The sequence below is a fragment of the Xanthomonas sp. BRIP62415 genome (genome assembly GCF_003993515.1).
GTDB classification, from domain to species: domain Bacteria; phylum Pseudomonadota; class Gammaproteobacteria; order Xanthomonadales; family Xanthomonadaceae; genus Xanthomonas; species Xanthomonas euroxanthea.
On the sequence record NZ_QEZH01000032.1, the window covers coordinates 70,707 to 90,721 of the forward strand.

General features: G+C 68.2%; 19 protein-coding genes. 8 read left to right on the forward strand and 11 right to left on the reverse strand.

Features of this window, described 5'->3' with window-relative positions; all coding sequences use genetic code 11:
* Positions 1–63 precede the first annotated feature (63 nt).
* Positions 64–921, forward strand: coding sequence for an IclR family transcriptional regulator C-terminal domain-containing protein (locus tag EO141_RS17455; protein WP_127169810.1), 858 nt, complete (start codon positions 64–66; stop codon positions 919–921).
* A 16-nt stretch (positions 922–937) separates the two neighbouring features.
* Here the strand turns inward: EO141_RS17455 and EO141_RS17460 are convergent, their stop codons facing one another.
* From EO141_RS17460 to EO141_RS17500, 9 genes are all read right to left on the reverse strand, one after another.
* Positions 938–1,864, reverse strand: coding sequence for an alpha/beta fold hydrolase (locus tag EO141_RS17460; protein ID WP_164739278.1), 927 nt, complete (start codon positions 1,862–1,864; stop codon positions 938–940).
* A gap of 265 nt (positions 1,865–2,129) precedes the next feature.
* Positions 2,130–2,534: a 4-carboxymuconolactone decarboxylase gene (pcaC, locus tag EO141_RS17465; protein ID WP_104583844.1), complete on the reverse strand. Its 405-nt coding sequence runs from the start codon at positions 2,532–2,534 to the stop codon at positions 2,130–2,132.
* Positions 2,535–2,809: 275 nt separating this feature from the next.
* Positions 2,810–3,598, reverse strand: a complete 789-nt coding sequence (pcaD, locus tag EO141_RS17470) for a 3-oxoadipate enol-lactonase (RefSeq protein WP_127169811.1) — start codon at positions 3,596–3,598, stop codon at positions 2,810–2,812.
* Between the two features lie 10 nt (positions 3,599–3,608).
* Complete coding sequence (locus EO141_RS17475; protein ID WP_206514820.1) at positions 3,609–4,991, reverse strand: 3-carboxy-cis,cis-muconate cycloisomerase; 1,383 nt, start codon at positions 4,989–4,991, stop codon at positions 3,609–3,611.
* A gap of 312 nt (positions 4,992–5,303) precedes the next feature.
* Complete coding sequence (gene pcaG, locus EO141_RS17480) at positions 5,304–5,867, reverse strand: protocatechuate 3,4-dioxygenase subunit alpha (RefSeq protein ID WP_127169813.1); 564 nt, start codon at positions 5,865–5,867, stop codon at positions 5,304–5,306.
* A gap of 4 nt (positions 5,868–5,871) precedes the next feature.
* Complete coding sequence (gene pcaH, locus EO141_RS17485; protein ID WP_126941557.1) at positions 5,872–6,600, reverse strand: protocatechuate 3,4-dioxygenase subunit beta; 729 nt, start codon at positions 6,598–6,600, stop codon at positions 5,872–5,874.
* Between the two features lie 80 nt (positions 6,601–6,680).
* Entirely contained in the window at positions 6,681–7,889 is a 1,209-nt protein-coding gene (pcaF, locus tag EO141_RS17490) for a 3-oxoadipyl-CoA thiolase (RefSeq protein ID WP_104650584.1), read from the reverse strand.
* The gene (locus EO141_RS17495; protein ID WP_127169814.1) at positions 7,886–8,674 is read right to left on the reverse strand and encodes a CoA-transferase subunit beta; all 789 of its coding nucleotides are present in this window, start codon (positions 8,672–8,674) and stop codon (positions 7,886–7,888) included. The genes pcaF and EO141_RS17495 overlap by 4 nt, the downstream gene beginning before the upstream one ends.
* Positions 8,671–9,534, reverse strand: coding sequence for a CoA-transferase (locus tag EO141_RS17500; RefSeq protein WP_127169815.1), 864 nt, complete (start codon positions 9,532–9,534; stop codon positions 8,671–8,673). The genes EO141_RS17495 and EO141_RS17500 overlap by 4 nt, the downstream gene beginning before the upstream one ends.
* A gap of 256 nt (positions 9,535–9,790) precedes the next feature.
* Between EO141_RS17500 and EO141_RS17505 the strand changes: the two genes are divergently transcribed.
* The 7 genes from EO141_RS17505 to glpK all read left to right on the forward strand — a co-directional run bounded on the left by EO141_RS17505 (position 9,791) and on the right by glpK (position 17,924).
* Positions 9,791–10,867 carry an aromatic ring-hydroxylating dioxygenase subunit alpha gene (locus EO141_RS17505; RefSeq protein WP_104583851.1) on the forward strand — a complete coding sequence of 359 codons (1,077 nt, stop codon included), beginning with the start codon at positions 9,791–9,793 and terminating at the stop codon, positions 10,865–10,867.
* Between the two features lie 22 nt (positions 10,868–10,889).
* Entirely contained in the window at positions 10,890–11,693 is an 804-nt protein-coding gene (locus tag EO141_RS17510; RefSeq protein ID WP_127169816.1) for a GntR family transcriptional regulator, read from the forward strand.
* Complete coding sequence (locus tag EO141_RS17515) at positions 11,686–12,669, forward strand: PDR/VanB family oxidoreductase (protein ID WP_119130288.1); 984 nt, start codon at positions 11,686–11,688, stop codon at positions 12,667–12,669. The genes EO141_RS17510 and EO141_RS17515 overlap by 8 nt, the downstream gene beginning before the upstream one ends.
* A 55-nt stretch (positions 12,670–12,724) precedes the next feature.
* Positions 12,725–13,552, forward strand: a complete 828-nt coding sequence (locus tag EO141_RS17520; protein WP_104650580.1) for a DeoR family transcriptional regulator — start codon at positions 12,725–12,727, stop codon at positions 13,550–13,552.
* Positions 13,553–13,775: 223 nt separating this feature from the next.
* Entirely contained in the window at positions 13,776–15,290 is a 1,515-nt protein-coding gene (glpD, locus tag EO141_RS17525; RefSeq protein ID WP_127169817.1) for a glycerol-3-phosphate dehydrogenase, read from the forward strand.
* Positions 15,291–15,469: 179 nt separating this feature from the next.
* Positions 15,470–16,291 (forward strand): MIP/aquaporin family protein, encoded by an 822-nt coding sequence (locus EO141_RS17530; protein WP_104650579.1) that lies wholly within the window; start codon positions 15,470–15,472, stop codon positions 16,289–16,291.
* Between the two features lie 133 nt (positions 16,292–16,424).
* The gene (gene glpK, locus EO141_RS17535; RefSeq protein WP_104583856.1) at positions 16,425–17,924 is read left to right on the forward strand and encodes a glycerol kinase GlpK; all 1,500 of its coding nucleotides are present in this window, start codon (positions 16,425–16,427) and stop codon (positions 17,922–17,924) included.
* 135 nt (positions 17,925–18,059) lie between these two features.
* On the opposite strand, the gene EO141_RS17540 is transcribed toward glpK, so the two are convergent.
* Together EO141_RS17540 and pobA are read right to left on the reverse strand one after the other, a co-directional pair.
* A complete protein-coding gene (locus EO141_RS17540; RefSeq protein ID WP_104583857.1) occupies positions 18,060–18,572 on the reverse strand; it encodes a nuclear transport factor 2 family protein in 513 nt (170 codons plus the stop codon).
* Between the two features lie 257 nt (positions 18,573–18,829).
* A complete protein-coding gene (gene pobA / locus EO141_RS17545) occupies positions 18,830–20,014 on the reverse strand; it encodes a 4-hydroxybenzoate 3-monooxygenase (RefSeq protein ID WP_127169818.1) in 1,185 nt (394 codons plus the stop codon).
* Position 20,015: the final 1 nt, after the last annotated feature.

The following is a 20,015-nucleotide window of genomic DNA, read 5'->3' on the forward strand; positions in this document are numbered from 1 at the left end:
CGACCGGGCGCATGCATCGGCGTGAGCGCTTACCATGCATGGACCCCTCCAGCCCGCGATCTGATGCCCGAGCCCGCCTCCAGCCGACGCAAACGCCCCACCGCCGTGGCCACCGCCGGTAGCGAACGCGGCCTGCCGCATGAGTTGATGCAGCAGATCGCCGCGGCCCAGGGCGACCCGGACTTCATGACCTCGCTGGGCCGCGGGCTGGTGGTGCTGAGCGTGTTCGCCCAGCACGCGCGCGAGGTGACGATGTCGCAGATCAGCCTGGAGACCGGCATCTCGCGCGCGGCGGTGCGGCGGGTGCTGCACACCCTGGCCAAGCTGGGCTATGTCGGCGAGCAGGGCCGCGGCTACGTGCTGCTGCCACGCGTGCTGGGGATCGGCGGCGCCTATGCGGCGTCTTCGTCGATGACGGCGGCGGCGCAGCCGGTGCTGGACGGGCTGCGCGACCAGTTGCACGAATCCTGCTCGCTGGGCGTGCTGGACGGCGACGACCTGCTGTACGTGGCACGCGCAGAGACGGTGCGCATCATGTCGATCGGGCTGCGCCCGGGCACACGCCTGCCGGCCTATTGCACCTCGATGGGCCGCGTCCTGCTGGCCGCCCTGCCCGGCGACACCTTGCAGGCGTACCTGAAGCGCACCACGCTGCGCCCGCGCACCGACCGCACCGTGACCCAGGCATCGGCATTGCTGGAGGTGCTGGCACGTACGCGCCGCGAAGGCATGTGCCTGACCGACCAGGAACTGGAAATCGGCCTGCGCTCGATCGCGGTACCGGTGCGCAACCTGCGCGGCGAGGTGATCGCCGCGCTCAATATCGGCGCCCAGGCCGGGCGCGTGAGCCTGCAGACGATGCAGACGCTGCTGGAGCCGTTGAAGCAGGCCGCGCAGCGGCTGGGCGCGTTGTTGAGCTAGCGGGCTGCCGGCGCGCTCAGCGTGGCCGGCGCAGGAAACTCACCACCGCATCCACCCAGGCGGCGTGGGTGTCCTCGACATGTGCCACGTGATCGGCGTGCGGCAGCGTGACCCAGCTGCGGTCTTGGCTGCGCAGACGTGCGTACAGGTGCGCGTTGTCGGACTGGGTCGCGATGGGATCGTCGACGCCACGCAGCAGCAAGACCGGCAGCGTGGTCACCTGCTCCGGCTGGAAGGCGAACTGCTCCATGGCGCGCCAGTCGGTGCGCACCGGGTCGGCCGACACCGCCTGCGCCACATAGGCCGCACGCACGCCGGGCGGGGCGGCGTTGGCGGTGATGAAATCCTCGCCGGCCGCCGCGGCCGTGGTGCGCGCACGCACTGGCTGCGCAGGCGCCGGGGTGGCGTCGGGGGCTGCGTCGACATCGTCCGGGAAGCCGTACAGCACCAGCGCCGACACTGCCTGCGGGTGTTGCTGGCCGATCAGCAGCGCCACCCGCACGCCATTGGAATAACCGAGCAACGCCGGCGCCGGCAGCTGCGGGTGCTGACGGGCCACCCAGGCCAGCACCGCACTGACGTCGGCCACGGCGCGCGCGGGCGTGTTCCAGCCGCTGGGATCGCGCGCACTGCCGCCATAGCCGCGCAGGTCCACCGCGTAGGCGGCATAGCCGGCCTGCGCCAATGCCGCCAGCACCGAGCGCGCATCGCGCGGTTCGTCGGGAACCTGCAGGTCGAAATTGGGCAACGCACTCCAGGTGCGCCCATGCACCAGCAGGATCGCGCCGCGCGGCTGCGCCGGCACGCGCGACCACACCGCCAGCGTCTGGCCATCGTCGGTGCGCACCTGCGCCAGGCGGGTCCCGGGCCCGGGATGCGGTTGTGCCTGCAGCCCGGAGGCGGCGAGCAGCAGCAAGAGCAGGCAAACGGTACGCAGCAGCATCGGCAACCTCGTGGGGAATGTCCTGTGCGACCGGAAGCGGTTGTCCGTCGCCGTATTTCCATCATCCCGTTGTCGATGGGCGATGTCATCACCGGCCGGTGTGCTCACGGCGCCGCCAGAACGCAACCAGATGCATTGCATCTGCATCCTTGCCGCACCTGCGCTGCTGGCCTAGCAGCGGCACGCCATCCGAACCGATCGCGGTGCATCGCCGCCTGGCGCGCCAGCCACACGCGCCTGCTGCATTGGCGCGTCGCCGTGGTTGTCAGCCTTCGCTTGCCGGCCCTGCGTCGCCCGCCTGCTCCTCGAGGATGGGCTTGGCCAGCGCAAAGGCATGGTTAGCGGCAGGCACGCCGCAATAGACCGCGGCCTGCAGCAACACTTCCTTGATCTGCTCGGGGGTGACGCCGTTGTTGCGCGCGGCGCGCACGTGCAGCTTGAATTCCTCGTCGTGGCCCAGCGCGACCATCATCGCCAGGGTCAGCAGCGAACGGGTGTGTGCGGGCAGGCCATCGCGGGTCCAGATGGTGCCCCAGGCATAGCGGGTGATCAGCGCCTGGAACTCGTCGGTGAACGCGGTGCGTGCGGCCAGCGAGCGCTCGACATGCGCATCGCCCAAGACGCGTCGGCGCTCGCGCAGACCTGCCTGGTAACGCTCGTCTTCGTGCATCGGAGTTCTCCTGCGTGGGAATGGGGAATGGGGAATGGGGAATCGGGAATCGGGAATCGGGAATCGGAAATGGTCGCTGCAGATCCGCAGCGGCTGCAGGTAGATGCTGACGTGTCAGGTGGCGTGGTGGCCGTCGACGTTGCCGACCTGATGCGGTTGTGATGCGTCAGCTGGGCACAGATGCAAGCTACGACCGGGAATGCCGAGCGTCGCACCTGCCGGATCGGGGTGCCGGCTTCGCGCATGGGGCAACTGCCTGGCTGGGCGTGCGAGGGTCACACGTGGTCGGCCTGCAGAAAGCCCAGCACGCTGTCGTTGAAGGCGGCCGGCGATTCGAGGTTGCAGATATGCCGGCCGGGCACCTGCGCGTAGTGGCCGCGTGGGGCGGCATAGGCGATCTCGCGCAGATCGGCCGGCGGACAGACCGGGTCGTCGTCGCCGGCCAGTGCGAGCAGTGGCAGTTCCAGGGTGTCGAGCGCGCCGCGGAAGTCGGCGTCGGCCACCGCCTGGCAACAGGCGATATAGCCCTGCGGCGAGGTCGACACGAAGGCGGCCACGATCATGTCCAGGCGCTGCGCATGGCGGGTGGCAAATGGCGGTGTGAACCAGCGCTGCAAGGTGGCATCGACCAGCCCCGGCAGGCCTTCGCTGCGCACCTGTTCGATCCGCGCGTTCCAGCTCTGGCTGCTGCCGATCTTCTGCGCGGTGGCGCACACCACCAGCCGGCGCAGGCGCTGCGGCGCATGCAGGCCCAGCCATTGCCCGGTGAGTCCGCCGATCGACAGGCCGCAGAAGTCGCTCTGCGCGATCTGCAACGCATCCCACAGCGCCAGCACGTCCTGGCCCATGTCGGCAACGCGGTACGGGCCGGGCGGCGTGTCCGAATCGCCATGGCCGCGGCGGTCATAGCGCAGGATGCGGTAATACGGCGCAAACGCGGCGATCTGCGCGTCCCACATGTGCAGGTCGGTGCCCAGGGAATTGCAGAAGGTCAGCCAGGGGCGGCCCTCGGTGCCGTCGAGACGGTAATGCAGGCGATGCGTGGGCAACTGGAGATAAGCCATCGGAGCACCGTCAGCGGGATGAGGAACCGGCCAGCACGCGATCGATCCAGACCGAGGACATGCCGCGCCAGCTGTCCACATCGAACACCGCCTGCAGTTGCGCCTGCGTGAGCACCGCGCCCACCTGCGCGTCGTCACCGAGCACCTCGCGCAGATGGCGCTGCTGCGCCTGTGCACGCGCCACCGCGCGCTCGACCAGCGCATGCGCCTGCGCCTTGCCGAGCCTTGGTGCCAGCGCGAACACCGCCGCCTCGGCATACAGCGCGCCGCCATGGCTGTGCAGGTGCGCGCGCATGGCGGCGCGATCCAGTTGCAGGTCGGCCAGGCAGGCCTGCATCTGCGCCAGGCTGCCGGCGGTCAGGCACACGATCTGCGGCAAGGTCTCCCATTCGGCATGCCATTGCCCGGCGGCGCGTTCGTGCGGCTGCGCCATCGCGCTGAACAGGGTCGCGACCAGGCCGGGCACGCGCGTGGCGGCGGCAACCGCGGCGACGCTGGAGACCGGGTTGCGCTTGTGCGGCATCGCCGAGGAGCCGCCCTTGCCGGCCGCGGCCGGCTCGAACACCTCGCCGACTTCCGACTGCATCAGCAGCACCACGTCGCCACCGATCTTGCCCAGGGTGCCGGCCAGCAGGCCGAACGCACAGCCAACCTCGACCAGGCGATCGCGGGCGGTATGCCACGGCAACGCGGGCAGCGGCAGCGCCAGCGTCGTTGCCAGCGCCTGGGCGACAGCGAGACCGCGCTCCTGCAACGACGCCAGCGTGCCGGCCGCACCGCCGAACTGCAGCACCAGGCCATCATGCTGCAGGGCCTGCAGGCGGTGGTGCGCGCGCTGCAGCGCATCCAGCCAGCCGGCGACCTTGAGCCCGAGGGTGACCGGCACCGCCTGCTGCAATAAGGTACGACCAGGCAGGCCGGTGTTGCGTTCGCGGTCGGCCAGCGCAGCCAGCTCGGCGCACAGGCCTTGCAGGCGCGGCAGCAGGAGGCCGAGCGCGGCACGCAGCTGCAGCACGGTGCCGGTGTCGATGACGTCCTGGCTGGTGGCGCCCCAGTGCACCCAGCGCGCGGCCTGCGCATCGTGGGCGGCCACGCGCGCGGTCAGCGCCTTGACCAGCGGAATGGCGGGGTTGCCGGCAAGTGCGGTGGCCTGGGCCAGCGCGGCCAGATCGTAATGCTGCACGTCGCAGGCGGCCGCAATGGCCTGCGCGGCATCGGCGGGAATCACGTCGCATTGCGCCTGCGCGCGGGCGAGCGCGGATTCGAATTGCAGCATCGCCTGCACGCGCGCCGCATCGTCGAACAATGCGTTGCAGGCAGGCTCGCCAAACAGGGATCCCAGCAGGGAAGACGTCGCAGTCATGCATGGCCTCTGGTGGCGTGCCGGCAGCATGGCACCGATGCGTGGGAGTGCCAACTGGCGTGCGCGGTGGGGCGTGGTGCAAACGCAGGTGTGCGTGGCGTGCACACGCGTTTGTCTGGCATGGTCATGCACGCGGCCTGCGTGTTTCGCCAATGCAACTGACGCTGCGGATCACGGCGCCGCGCGCCGGTCACGTGCCGATCGCGACGGGTCATCGACGGCATCGCGTATTGCCACGTGGTTGCTTGCCGCGCTGCATCTGCGTGCAGCGTCTGCACGCGGATGCAGGCGTCGTGCTCATGCGGACACATCGCAGCAGCCAACAGCGCGCCGACGATGCGATCAATAGTGGAAGAACACGGTTTCTGCATCACCCTGCATATGAATGTCCCACACGTAGTCGCTGCCGCCACGCGACTGGGCCAGCAGCGTACCGCGACGTTCTGCCGGCACCAGGGCCAGGATGGGATCGCTGCCCAGCTGCGGGTCGTCGGCGAAGTACAGCCGCGTCGACACGCCGCGCAACAGGCCGCGCATGAACACCAGCACGGTCAGATGCGCGGCCTGCGGCACGCCGCCGGGGCCGGCGACCCGGCCCGGCTTGATGGTGCTGAAGGAAAAACGCCCCTGCGCGTCGGTCGGCACGCGGCCCCAGCCATCGAAGCCGGGATCGTGCGCCTCGCAGCGTGCGTCGGCGGCATGCGCATAGATGCCGGCCGCATCGGCTTGCCACAGTTCCAGCACCGCATCGGCCACCGGGCTGCCGGCGCCGTCGAAGACGCAACCGCTGACCCGCACCTGCGTGCCTGCGGCCTGCGCAGGCGCGAGCTGCTGGCGATACAGCGGCTCCAGCCCGAGCCGGTAGTACGGGCCGACGGTTTGCGACGGGGTGGTGTGCAGGCTCATCGATTCACTCCCAGACCGTCTGCTTGCGGCCGCGCAACACGATGTCGAAGCGGTAGGCCAGCGCGTATTCGCTCACCGCGTTTTCCCAGTCGAAGCGGGACACCATGCGTTCGCGCGCCAGCGCATCGTCCACGCAGTTGTAGATCGGGTCGTGCGCCAGCAGCGGGTCGCCGGGGAAATACATCTGGGTGATCAGCCGCTGCCCGATGCCATCGCCATGCAGCGAAAAATGGATATGCGCCGGCCGCCAGGCGTTGTAGTGATTGCGCCACGGATACGCGCCCGGCTTGATGGTCTTGAATGCATAGCGGCCGTGGTCGTCGGTGAGCACCTGGCCGGTGCCGCGGAAGTTGGGGTCCAGCGGTGCGTCGTGCCGATCGCCGGCATGTTGATAGCGGCCAGCGGCATTGCATTGCCACACCTCGACCACGCTGTTGCGCACCGGCTTGCCGTTTTCGTCGAGCACGCGGCCGGACACGATGATGCGCTCGCCCAGCGGCTCGCCCGCAAAGCCGGCAGTGAGGTCGGCCGCATGCGCGCCCAGGGTGAGCCGATTCAACTGCGGGCCGGTGACTTCCGACAGCGTGGCCGGGATCTCGATTGGCGCGCGCGTGGGCCCGCGCAATGCGGTGGATGCGTAGGGCGGATGCAGATAGGCCGGCTGCGTGCCGATCCGCGGCCGGCGATAGCCGAGCAGCGGATCGATCAATGTGTCAGAGCTGGGGTCGCGCATGCGGGATCTCCATCGGTGGCGCTGCGGCAGGATCAAGACGTGGGTGTGCGGTCACGGCAGCGGCGGTTGCAATCGGCGCACTACACGCGCTCGATTGCCAGCGCCACGCCCTGCCCCACCCCGATGCACATGCTGGCCAGCCCGAGCCGCCCGTCGACCGCTTCCAGTTGTCGCAACAAGGTCAGTGCCAGCCGCGCGCCGCTCATGCCCAGGGGATGGCCCAGCGCGATGGCGCCGCCATTGGCGTTGACGTGCGCGGCATCGTCGGCCAGGCCGAACGCGCGCGTGCAGGCCAGCACCTGCGCGGCGAAGGCTTCGTTGAGTTCGATCGCATCGAACTGCGCAATGCCCAGGCCCAGGCGTGCCAGCAGGCGCTGCGTGGCCGGCACCGGGCCGATCCCCATGTAGGCCGGCTCCACACCCGCCGAGGCGAAGCCGAGCACGCGTGCGCGCGGGGTCAGCCCATGCGCGTGCACGGCCTGCTCGGATGCCAGCAACATGGCGGCAGCGCCATCGTTGAGACCGGACGCATTGCCGGCCGTCACCGTGCCGGGCTGGCGGAACACCGGCTTGAGCTTGGCCAGCATCTCGGCGGTGGTGTTCGGGCGTGGATGCTCGTCGCGATCGACAGCGGTCGCCTCGCCCCCTTTGCGTGCGGTCACGGGCACCGGGGTGATCTCCCCCTCGAAAAATCCCGCTGCCTGTGCGGCGGCGGCGCGTTGCTGGCTACGCAGCGCGAACGCATCCTGGTCTTCGCGCGCGATGGCGTGGCGCTGGGCGACGTTTTCGGCGGTTTCGCCCATCAGCTCCACGCCATAGGCGCCCTGCAGGCGCGGATTGACGAACCGCCAGCCCATCGTGGTGTCTTCCAGCTGTTGCGTGCGGGCGAACGCGCTCTCGGCCTTGCCCATGACCCAGGGCGCGCGGGTCATCGACTCGACCCCGCCGGCGATCGCCAGCCCCAGTTCACCGGCACGGATGCCGCGCGCCACGGTGCCGACCGCGTCCAGCCCGGAGCCGCACAGGCGATTGAGCGTGCTGCCCGGCACCGAACTGGGCAGCCCCGCCAGCAACAGACTCATGCGCGCGACATTGCGATTGTCTTCGCCTGCCTGGTTGGCGCAGCCCAGATACACGTCATCGATCAGCGCCGGCTCCAGTTGCGGATTGCGTGCCATCAACGCGGCGATCGGGACCGCGCCCAGGTCGTCGGCGCGCACCCCGGCCAGTGCACCGCCGTAGCGCCCGATCGGCGTGCGGATGCCATCGATCAGATAGACCGCGCTCATGCCTCGGCTCCGGCTGCCTGCTTGCCGTGCGCCGCGTCGGTGCGTGCCTGCAGCGCGCGCAGCGCCTGCAATTCCGCGGCACTGGGCGGGGTGGTCTGCGCCAGAGCGTCGGCAAAGCGGATCGGCCAGCCGGTGGCCGCGCGCACCTGCTCGCGGGTGCTGCCGGGATGCAGCGCGGTGACGGTGAGTTCGCGGGTCACGGGGTCGGGCTCCATCACGCACAGGTCGGTGACGACCACGCTGGGGCCGGCGCCGGGCAGGCCTGCACGCTGCCGCGCATCGCCACCGTCCAGATGCCCGACCGTGGTGACGAAGTCCAGCGCGGGCACGAAGCTGCGTGTGGATTGGCGCATGATGATGAACACCTGCTTGGCGCTGGCCGCGATCTCCGGTGCCCCGCCTGCGCCGGGCAGCCGCGTCCTGGGCGCCGCGTACGGGCCGATCACCGTGGTGTTGAGGTTGGCATGGCGATCGATCTGCGCCGCGCCCAGGAAGCCCACGTCCACGCGGCCACCCTGCAGCCAGTAGCGGAAGATCTCCGGCGTGGAGACCACGGTGTCGGCGGTGTCGGCCAGTTCGCCGTCGCCGATCGACAACGGCAGCACATCCGGGCGCGCGCCGATCGGGCCGGATTCGTAGATCAGGGTGACATCCGGCGCATGCGTCAGCCGCGCCAGGTTGGCGGCCGTGGACGGCAGGCCGATGCCGACGAAGCACACCGCGCCATCGGGCAGGCGCCGCGCCGCGGCCACGGTCATCATCTCGTTGGTGCTGTGGTCGCTCATGCGGCCACCTGCAGCAGCGAGTGCGCGTACACGCGCTGGAACGCTGCGAAATCGTCGGTGTCGAGAATGTGCGTCTGGATCCAGGCCTGGAAGCGTGCGCGGTCGCGCGCGATCGCATCCCAGGCCAGATAGAAGCGGTTGTCGCGGGCGTAATAGCCATGCGCGTACGAGGGCGCGGCGCCACCGGGCACGTGGCAGACCGCATCGACCACCCAGCGCGGCAGGATGCAGGCGTTGGGCGGCGCCTCCAGCGTGTCGACGATCTCCTCCACCGTGACGATCACCTTGCGCGCGGCCAGCGCGGCCTCTTTCTGCACGCCCAGGATGCCCCACAGCAGCACATTGCCGCGGCGGTCGGCCTGCTGCGCATGGATCACGGTGACATCGGGGTTGACCGCCGGCGTGGTGGCCAGCGTCTCGCCGGTGTAGGGGCATTGCAGGAAGCGGATGCTGTCGTTGACGCGCGGCAGGTCCGAGCCGACGTACCCGCGCAGCACCGCAAACGGAAGGCCCGAGGCACCGGCCACATACGCGTTGGCCATGTCGGCATGGCTGTGTTCGCGGATCTGCAGCGGCTGCGGCCAGCCGCGTTCGACCGCATCGCGCAGCCGGTGCAGCGAGCCGACGCCGGGATTGCCACCCCAGGAAAACCGCAATGCCGATGCGCAGCCGGCGCCGATCAGCTGGTCGTAGATCAGGTCCGGGGTCATGCGCACCAGGCGCAGGTCGCGCTTGCGCTGGCGGATCACCTCGTGGCCGGCCGCATGCGGAATCAGATGGGTGAAGCCTTCCATCGCCACGCAGTCGCCATCGGCGATCAGCTGGGACACCGCTTCTGAAAGGGGGACGATCTGGGCCATTGCCTGGGTCCTGCGCAGCGAGCGTGCGGTCACGTTAGGCGCAGCTGCACGGCCCGGTCAATGCGATTATCGGTGTACCAACTCGATAATCGCACAATTTCGCTGCGCGACTGATACTCCAACATTGTCTCCGGTGTATACATAACTTCGCTCGCAAGCAGACGCCAGCGCTGGCATGGGCGTCAACTGGTTGCCAGCCGGCGCACTACTGCCGATCCGCACCCCAGGTTGTATACAAACCCCAGGAGTCACGGTCATGTCCCAGTCCAAGCAGCTGTTTCCCCTCAACGCGTGGTATGCCGTCGCCTGGGACCACGAGATCAAGCACGCGCTGACCCCGCGCAAGGTCTGCAACCTGGATGTGGTGGTCTACCGCAGCACCGCCGGGGCGGTGATCGCGCTCGAAGATGCGTGCTGGCATCGCCTGGTGCCGCTGTCGATGGGCAAGCTGCGTGGCGACGATGTGGTGTGCGGGTATCACGGGCTGGTCTACAACAGCCAGGGCCGCTGCGTGCACATGCCCTCGCAGGAGACCATCAATCCCTCTGCGTGCGTGCGCAGTTTTCCGGTGGCCGAGAAGCATCGCTATGTGTGGATCTGGCCGGGTGACCCGGCGCAGGCCGACACCCGCCTGATTCCCGACCTGCACTGGGCGCACGACCCGGCCTGGGCCGGCGATGGCCGCACCATCTACGCCAAGTGCGACTACCGGCTGGTGCTGGACAACCTGATGGACCTGACCCACGAGACCTTCGTGCATGGCTCCAGCATCGGCCAGGACGAGATCGCCGAAGCGCCGTTCGAGGTGATGCATGGCGACCGCTCGGTGGTGGTGTCGCGCTGGATGCGCAATATCGACGCGCCACCGTTCTGGGCCAGCCAGATCGCGCGCCATCTGGATTACCGCGGCAAGGTCGACCGCTGGCAGATCATCCGCTTCGAAGCGCCCGGCACCATCGCCATCGATGTCGGCGTGGCCATCGCCGGCACCGGCGCGCCGGAGGGCGACCGCAGCCAGGGCGTCAACGGCTACGTGCTCAATACCATCACGCCCGAAACCGACACCACCTGCCACTACTTCTGGGCGTTCATGCGCAACTACGCGCTGCACGATCAATCCCTGACCACGCTCACCCGCGCAGGCGTCACCGGCGTGTTCGGCGAGGACGAGGCGGTGCTGGAAGCGCAGCAACGCGCCATCGACGCGCATCCGGATCACACCTTCTACAACCTCAACGTCGATGCCGGCGGGATGTGGGCACGCCGCGTGATCGACCGGCTGATCGCCCAGGAACAGCGCGCGCAGGAACTGTCGCTGCGCATGGTGGGCTGAGGCAGCGCGCCGGGAGCTCCGTATGTCGCCCAGCACTCCGTTTCGCAGCAGTGCCGCGCAGACCACGCGTGCGCTGCTGTCGCTACGCGAACTGATCCTCGACGGCACCCTGCCCGCCGGAACGCGCCTGTCCGAGCTGGCGGTGGTGCAGCGGCTGGGCATGTCGCGCACCCCGGTACGCGCGGCATTGCAGCGGCTGTGCGAGGAAGGCCTGGCCAGCGCACTGCCGGGCGGCGGCTATGCGGTGCAGGCCTTCAGCGAACGCGATGTGCACGATGCAATCGAGCTGCGCGGCACGCTCGAAGGCCTGGCCGCGCGCATCGCGGCCGAACGCGGCGCATCGGCCGCGGCACTGGCCCAGGCACGCCAGTTGCTGGACACGCTCGACGGCATCGTCGGCCCGCCGCTGCAGGCCATCGACTTCAGCGCGTACGTGCAGGCCAATGCGCAGTTCCACGCGCTGCTGGTGGCCATGGCCGGCAGCGATGTGCTGGGCCGCGAACTCACCCGCGTGCTGCAGCTGCCGTTCGCCTCGCCCAACAGCCTGGTCATGGCGCAGACCACCAGCACCGAGGCGCGGCTGATCCTGACCCTGGCGCAGGACCAGCACCGCGAAATCATCGCCGCCATCGAGGACCGCCAGGGCGCGCGTGCCGAAGCGCTGATGCGCGAACACGCACGGCTGGCCCATCGCAATCTGCGTCACGTGCTGCAGACCCCGGCGGCGATCACCCGGGTGCGCGGTGGTGCATTGATCGGCCGCGCCCATCCCGCCACCGCTGGCAGCAGCCAGCCCGCCCTTCTGCCTGGAGTTCCCCATGCGTAAAGACACCCAGTGGCACCGTGCCCATGTCGTCAGCATCGCCGATGCCTGCGAGGGCGTGCGCGAGATCGTGCTCGACCCGGGCACCGCGGCACGCGGCTTCGAGGTCGGCAGCCATCTGGATTTTCGCCTGCAGCTGCATGGCCGCGCCGACGTGCGCTCGTACTCGCTGGTGGGCGAGCCGCGTGCCGACGGCTACTACCAGATCGCGGTACGGCAGATGCCCGACAGCCGCGGCGGCTCGCGGCACATGTGGACGCTGCAGCCCGGCGATGTGGTGGAGATCTCCCCGCCCAGCAACAACTTCGCGCTGGATGAAGGCGGCGAGGAGATCCTGCTGATCGCCGGCGGGATCGGCATCACCCCGATCATCGGCATGGCGCAGCGGCTGGCGCGCCGCCACCGCGCGTTCCGCCTGCTCTATGTCGGACGTACGCGCCGTGCAATGGCCTATGTCGACGAACTGGAAGCGCTGCTCGGCGAGCGCCTGCAACTGCACTGCGACGATGATGCCGGCCGGCCGGAGCTTGCTGCCGAGCTGGCGCGGCTGTCGCCCACTGCCGAGGTGTACGTGTGCGGCCCGCTCGGCATGCTCGAAGCGGTGCGCCAGCACTGGCACGCGGCCGGGCGTTCGCGCGCGCGGCTGCATTTCGAAACCTTCGGCAACAGCGGGCGGGTGCCGGCGCAGGCCTTCGTGGTCAAGCTGCCCGGGCTCGGGCTGGAAGTGCCGGTGGCCGAGAACGAATCGATGCTGGATGCACTGGCCGACGCCGGGGTGGAGCTGATCGCCGAATGCCGGCGCGGCGAATGCGGGCTGTGCGCGGTCGAGGTGCTGGACAGCGCGGCCGATATCGATCACCGCGATGTGTTCTTCAGCGACGAACAGCGCCGCGAGAACCGCAAGCTGTGCGCCTGCGTCTCGCGCGCGGTGGGCGGCAGCATCACCATCGATACCGGCTACCGGGGCGAGCTGGGCTGAGCGCGGCCATCGACACGCCGGCGCTCACGCGGCGCGTGTTTGCATCCTCACGCGCATGCGCGATCATCTGCGCATGGAGTCGACTCACTACAGGACGGTCCCGGCGCCGGCACTCAACCCGCGCCAGGAACAATTGGTGGCATTGGTGCGGCAGCAGGGCTTTGCCGAGGTGGAAGGGCTGGCGACGCGCTTCGAGGTGACGCCGCAGACCATCCGGCGCGACCTGACCCTGCTGTGCGATGCCGGCGTGCTGCGCCGCTATCACGGTGGCGTCAGCATGCCCTCGAGCGTGGAAAACCTGGCCTACACCGCGCGCAAGGCGCTGCAGGCGCGCGAGAAACAGCACATCGCCGCACAGGTCGCCCGCTTCATCCCCGACGATGCCTCGCTGTTCATCAACCTGGGCACCACCAACGAAGAGGTCGCGCGCGCCTTGCTGCAGCACCGCGGCCTGCGCGTGATCACCAACAACCTCAACGTGGCGGTGATGCTCAGCGCCAATCCCAGCTTCGAGGTGATCGTGGCCGGCGGCGTGGTGCGCGGGCGCGACCAGGGCGTGACCGGCGAGGCGACGGTGGAGCTGATCCGGCAATTCAAGGTGGACTTCGGGGTGATCGGCATTTCCGGCATCGACCTGGATGGCACCTTGCTGGACTTCGACTACCAGGAAGTACGCGTGGCCCAGGCCATCATCGAACACTCGCGGCAGGTGTTGCTGGCCGCCGACCACAGCAAGTTCGGCCGCAACGCCATGGTGCGACTGGGCGCAATCGCCCAGGTGCACGACTGGTTCACCGACCGGCCGCCGCCGCAGGAGCTGGCCGCCGTGCTGGCCGAGGCCGGCACCCGCGTGCATCTGGCCGCACCCGGCAACGCCGGCTGAGCCGTTTGTTCGTTTGTGTGCGTTTGCGCAATGCACACCCCGATTGAATCGCCCGATCGATCCACCCTGGCGATCGAATTTGAGTTCCCGATAGGCTCAAACATTAGAACGTCGCCCGCAGCCCGGGCGTCGCAGCTCTTCACGTTCCAAAAAGGTTTGATGTTCGAATATGTTCGAACATGACAACTTGGGTTCGCTCCTGCGCGCCCGGACGGAGACACCAATGGGCGAGACATACGATCTTCTGGTGATAGGCGGCGGCATCAACGGGGTCGGCATCGCCCGCGATGCGGCCGGGCGTGGCCTGTCGGTGTGCCTGTGCGAGCAGGACGACCTGGCCGCGCATACCAGCAGCGCCAGCACCAAGCTCATTCACGGCGGCCTGCGCTACCTGGAGCAGTACGAGTTCGCACTGGTCGGCAAGGCGCTGGCCGAGCGCGAAGTGCTGCTGCGGCTGGCCCCGCACATCATCTGGCCGCTGCGCTTCCTGCTGCCGCATCAACCGCATCTGCGCCCGGCCTGGATGATTCGCGCCGGCCTGTTCCTGTACGACCATCTCGGCGGCAGCAAGCGCAGCCTGCCGCGCTCGCGCCGGCTGTCGCTGCGCACGCACCCGGTCGGCCAGCCGCTGCAGGAATCGCTGCGCACCGGCTTTGTCTATTCCGATGCCTGGGTGCAGGACGCGCGGCTGGTGGTGCTCAATGCGATGGACGCCGCCAAGCGCGGTGCCCAGATCCGCACGCGCACGCGCTGTGTGGGTGCCTGGCGCGATGCGGGCTTCTGGTACGCCGAACTGGAAGACCGCGACGGCCGCCGCCGCACCGTGCAGGCGCGCGCGCTCGCCAATGCGGCCGGGCCGTGGGCGGTGTCGTTCCTGGACAAGGTCGCCGCAGTGCCGCACAAGCACGCACTGCGCCTGGTCAAGGGCAGCCATATCGTGGTGCCAAAATTGTTCGACCACGACCATGCGTACATCTTTCAGCAACCGGATCGGCGCATCGTGTTCGCCATTCCGTACGAGCACGACTTCACCCTGATCGGCACCACCGACGTGGATTACCAGGCCGACCCCGCCGCACCCAGCATCGATGCGGCCGAGGTGCAGTACCTGTGCGAGGCGGTGAACCTGTATTTCCAGCAGCAGATCAGCCCTGCCGACGTGGTGTGGAGCTATAGCGGCGTGCGCCCGCTGCTCGACGATGCCGAAGACAACGCCGCCGAAGTCACCCGCGATTACCAGCTGGAAGTGCTCACCGACGGCGCACCATTGCTCAACGTCTTCGGCGGCAAGCTGACCACCTATCGCAAACTGGCCGAAGAAGCGGTCGACCGCCTGACCCAGGCACTGGGTGCACGCAAGCCGGCATGGACCGCGCGCGGCGATGCATTGCCGGGCGGCGAACAGCGCGATATCGCCAGCCTGCTCGAACGCGTGCGCACGGCACGCCCGTGGCTGCCGGCACCCACCGCGCAGCGGCTGGTGCGCAACTACGGCACCTGCGCGGAGCAGCTGCTGGGCGATGCGCAGGATATCGCGGCATTGGGCACGCACTTCGGTGCCGATCTGTACCAGGCCGAGGTGGACTACCTGTGCGCCCACGAGTGGGCCGTGACCGCCGACGACATCCTGTGGCGCCGCAGCAAACTCGGTCTGCGCATCGACGCGGCCGGGCGCGCGCGCCTGGAAGCGTACCTGCAGACGCAATCGGTCCAGCAGGCGGATGCCGTGCCGGCCTGATCGAACCGCGTTGCCGGCGAGGACGGGTCGTTCGGCAACGTATCCTGGCGCATTCGCCGGCATCATCCTGAGTCACGTGGAGGGCACCCCCAGATGAGCATTACCCAGCACCCCTGCGCGCCGATGCGCGCATCGCACCACCCTGCCTGCGTCGTCGCCCTCGGCACGGGGTCGCGCGCATGAGCCGCCAACTGGTGGGTGAGTTGATTTCCGAAGCGGTGGCGATGTTCATCATCATCGCGCTCGGCGATTCGGTCGCGGCCATGTACGTCCTCTACGATCCCAGCCCGTACCAGAACGCCTATTGGGGCGTCTGTATCGCCTGGGGCCTGGCGGTGACGCTGGCGATCTATGTCACCGGCTCGGTGTCCGGCACGCATGCCAATCCGGCAGTGACGCTGGCGCTGGCACTGTTCCGCGGGTTCTCCTGGAAGAAGGTGCTGCCGTACTGGGGCGCGCAGGTGATCGGTGCGTTCCTGGGCGCGGCCATCGTCTACCAGTTGTATGGCCCGGTGATCGACCACTACAACCAGGTGCAGCAGCTCACCCGCGAAGCCGGTGGCGCCGCCGGGGTGTTCTTCACCGCCCCCGGCCTTGCGGTCACGCCGATGCATGCGCTGGTCGACCAGATCATCATCACCGCGTTCCTGATCTTCGGCATCTTCGCCATCACCGAGCAGTTCAACGAAGCTGCGCCGACCGCCAATTCCGGCGCGCTGATGATCGGCCTGCTGGTGGCCACGCTGGGCGCATCGATGGGCTATCTGGAAGCCTGGGCGATGAATCCGGCGCGCGACTTCGGCCCGCGCCTGTTCGCCTACCTTGCCGGTTGGGGCGAAGCCGCCTTGCCGGCCAAGGACAACTACTGGTGGATCCCCATCGTCGGCCCGTTGATCGGCGGCCCGATCGGCGCGCTTGCCTACCAGTGGCTGATCCTGCCGTTCCTGCCGGCACGCGTGCGCCACCTGCAAGGCGGCAAAGCGCCGCTCGATCCGCGCTGACCGCACTACTGCACGACTGACAGCACCGCTCCGCTGTGGAGCAGGCCCCGGTTTCATTGGCCTCTCGAACAGCGGCGTGCATTGCCCACTTTCTCGCCGTGCGCCAGCGCCGGCATTGTTCGAGGAATCTCCGATGGAAAAGCAATACGTCCTTGCGATCGATCAAGGCACCACCAGCTCGCGCGCGATGCTGTTCGATCGCAACGGCAAGGTGGCCGGCGTGGCGCAGCGCGAGTTCGGCCAGATCTTTCCGCAGCCGGGCTGGGTGGAACACAACCCGCGCGAGATCATGACCAGCGTCTACACCACGATCACCGAGCTGCTCAACAATGCGCAGATCGATGCGCGCTCGATCGCCGGCATCGGCATCACCAACCAGCGCGAGACCGCGGTGGTGTGGGACAAGGCCACCGGCCAGCCGATCTACAACGCCATCGTCTGGCAATCGCGGCAGACCAAGGACATCTGTACGCAACTCAAGGAGGCCGGGCACGAGCAGATGGTGCGCGACAAGACCGGCCTGCTGATCGATGCGTATTTTTCCGGCACCAAGGTCAAGTGGATCCTGGATCACGTCGACGGCGCCCGCGAACGCGCGCGCAACGGCGAACTGGCCTTCGGCACCATCGACAGCTGGCTGATCTGGAATCTCACCGGCGGCAAGGTGCACGTCACCGACTACACCAATGCATCGCGCACCTTGATGTACAACATCCACACGCTGGAGTGGGATGCCGAGCTGCTGGCCATGCTCGACGTGCCGAAGGAGATGCTGCCGGAGGTGCGCTCGTCCAGCGAAATCTACGGCATGACCCAGACCCAGTATTTCTATGGCGAGCAGGTGCCGATCGCGGGCATCGCCGGCGACCAGCAGGCGGCGTTGTTCGGCCAAGCCTGCTTCGAACCGGGCATGGCCAAGAACACCTACGGCACCGGTTGCTTTGCGCTGATGAACACCGGCGACAAGGCGGTCGCGTCCAAGGCCGGCCTGTTGACCACGATTGCCTGGGGCATCGACGGCAAGGTCGAATATGCGCTGGAAGGCTCGATCTTCGTCGCAGGGTCGGTGGTGCAATGGCTGCGCGACGGCCTGCGCATGCTCGGCAAGGCCAGCGACTCGCAGGCCTATGCCGAACGCGCCGGCGACAACGACGGGGTCTATCTGGTGCCGGCCTTCGTCGGCCTGGGCGCGCCGTACTGGCGCAGCGATATCCGCGGCGCGGTGTTCGGGCTGACCCGCGGCACCACCAAGGAACATTTCGTGCGCGCGGCGGTGGAATCGATGGCGTACCAGACCCGCGACGTGTTGACCGCGATGCAGGCCGATTCGGGCATCGAACTGAAGGAACTGCGCGCCGACGGCGGCGCAATCGCCAACGATTTCATGGCGCAGTTCCAGAGCGACATGCTCAACGTGCCGGTGCTGCGCCCGGAAGTGGCCGAAACCACTGCGCTCGGCGCCGCCTATCTGGCCGGCTTGGCAACCGGGTTCTGGAGCAGCCGCGAAGAGATCGCCAAGCAGTGGGCGGTGGATCGCCGCTTCGAGCCGACCATGGCCGAGGACAAGCGCGAACAACTGTATGCCGGCTGGCAGCAGGCGGTGGAAGCGACGATGGGCTTCCGTATCAGCTGACCGCTGTCATCAAGACGACGACGCCCGCCATCAGGCGGGCGTTTTCGTTTTCGTCAACCGCTTGCACGGTTGTTACTCCCTGCACGGATCACGCATTGCAGAGCTGCACACTGCAGCCCTGCAACGCAGCAGCGATTACTGCCCGCCGGTATTGGCGCGGCCGGCAATGGTGTCCGGATCCCAGTGCTCCTTGATCAGGCCCTTTTCGATGCGGAACATGTCGAACCAGGTGGTGGTGTAGGTCTTGCTCGGATCGCGCGGATCCGGCAGCGTGCGCACCGACACCAGCGTGACCAGGTCACGGTCGGCGGTGATGGCCACCAGCGGCAGCTGCACGCGTTCCTGCACCGGTGTCGGCGGCACGAACGCGGTCAGGAACGCGATGAAGGCATCGCGGCCGTTCGCCACGTTCGGGTTGTGCTGGATGTAGTTCTTGTCCATGTATTTCGGCGCTTCCTGCACCTGCCCGGCCTCGAACACGATGCGCCAGAAGTCGTAAACCAGCCGCTTGTTGACAGTCTCCGGCCAGGTGGAGCCGAGCAGCATCTTCTGGTGGTTGGGATTTTCGGTCACCGCGGTCTGCGCGAACGCAGCCACCGGCGCTACCAGCATGACCAGTAGCAAGGCGCGGGAGAACAGCTTATTCATGGAAGACTCCTCATGTGGAGACGGGCGCTACGCTGGCTGGAACGCCAGCACGGTGCGCCGCTGATTGGGGGAATGACGCGCCTTGGCAGACAGGGTTTCTACGCGTCGCCGCCAGCCTAACGGCCGCGTCTGCTCGCCCGCTAGCCGCCCTGGAGTGCACCAGGGCACTTCCGACATTGGTGGTAATCCATAGGTAACCACTGCGGCCGAATTCTCAGGCGCACACGAGGGATCTCCGGCAGCGGTCATGGCCACACTTACTCCGGCAGTTCCACCAGTGGCAGGCCGGCGTAGTTTTCAGCCACCGTCGCGCGCCCTGCCTCGCTGCCCAGCAGATACTCCAGTTCCGCGGCATGAATGCGTGCGGTGAACGCGTCCTGGTCGGCGAAGGTATGCAGCAAGGTGGTCATCCACCATGAAAACCGTTCGGCCTTCCAGACGCGTTGCAGCGCCAGCGCCGAGTACTGTTGCAGCACCTCGGCATCGCCACACGCGTTCCAGCGCTCGAACAATTGCGCAAGCAGGCCGACATCGGCCAGCGCCAGATTCAAGCCCTTGGCGCCGGTGGGCGGCACGATATGCGCCGCGTCGCCGGCCAGGAACAGGCGCCCGTACTGCATCGGCTCGGCGACGAAGCTACGCAACGGCGCAATGCTCTTTTCGATCGATGGCCCGGTGATCAGTTGCGCAGCCAGCGTCTCGGGCAACCGCGCACGCAATGCATCCCAGAACGCCTGGTCGCTCCATGCCTCTACCCGCGCATCGGCCGGTACCTGTACGTAGTAGCGCGAACGCGTCGGCGAGCGCATCGAACACAACGCGAAGCCGCGCGGGTGCTGCGCGTAGACCAACTCGTCGTGGACCGGCGGGGTGTCGGCAAGCACGCCAAGCCACCCGAACGGATACACCCGCTCGAACAGGCGCAGTCGCTCGGGCGGAATGCTGGCGCGGCTGATGCCATGGAAGCCGTCGCAGCCGACGATGTAGTCGCAGTCGATGCGCTGGCGCCGCCCGTCATGGGTGAACTCCACCGCGGGTGCGTCGCTTTCCACCCCGCACAGCGTCACGTCCTGCGCGCTGTAGTACGTCGGCGCAGCGCTGCGTGCACGTGCCTGCATCAGATCGGCAGTGACCTCGGTCTGGCCGTAGACGGTGACGCTGCGTCCGCAACCGCGCAGCAGGTCGATCCGCTCCCGGCGGCCATCCAGCGACAGTTCGAAGCCGTGATGCGGCAGGCCCTCGCGCTGCACGCGTTCGCCAACCCCTGCCCGCTGCAACAGCGCCACACTGCCCTGTTCCAGCACGCCGGCACGAATCCGTCCCAGCACGTGGTCCGGCGTCTGCCGCTCGATCACCACGGTGTCGATGCCGGCCCGCAGCAACAGCTCGCCCAGCAACAGGCCGGACGGGCCGGCGCCGATGATCGCGATTTGGGTGCGCATG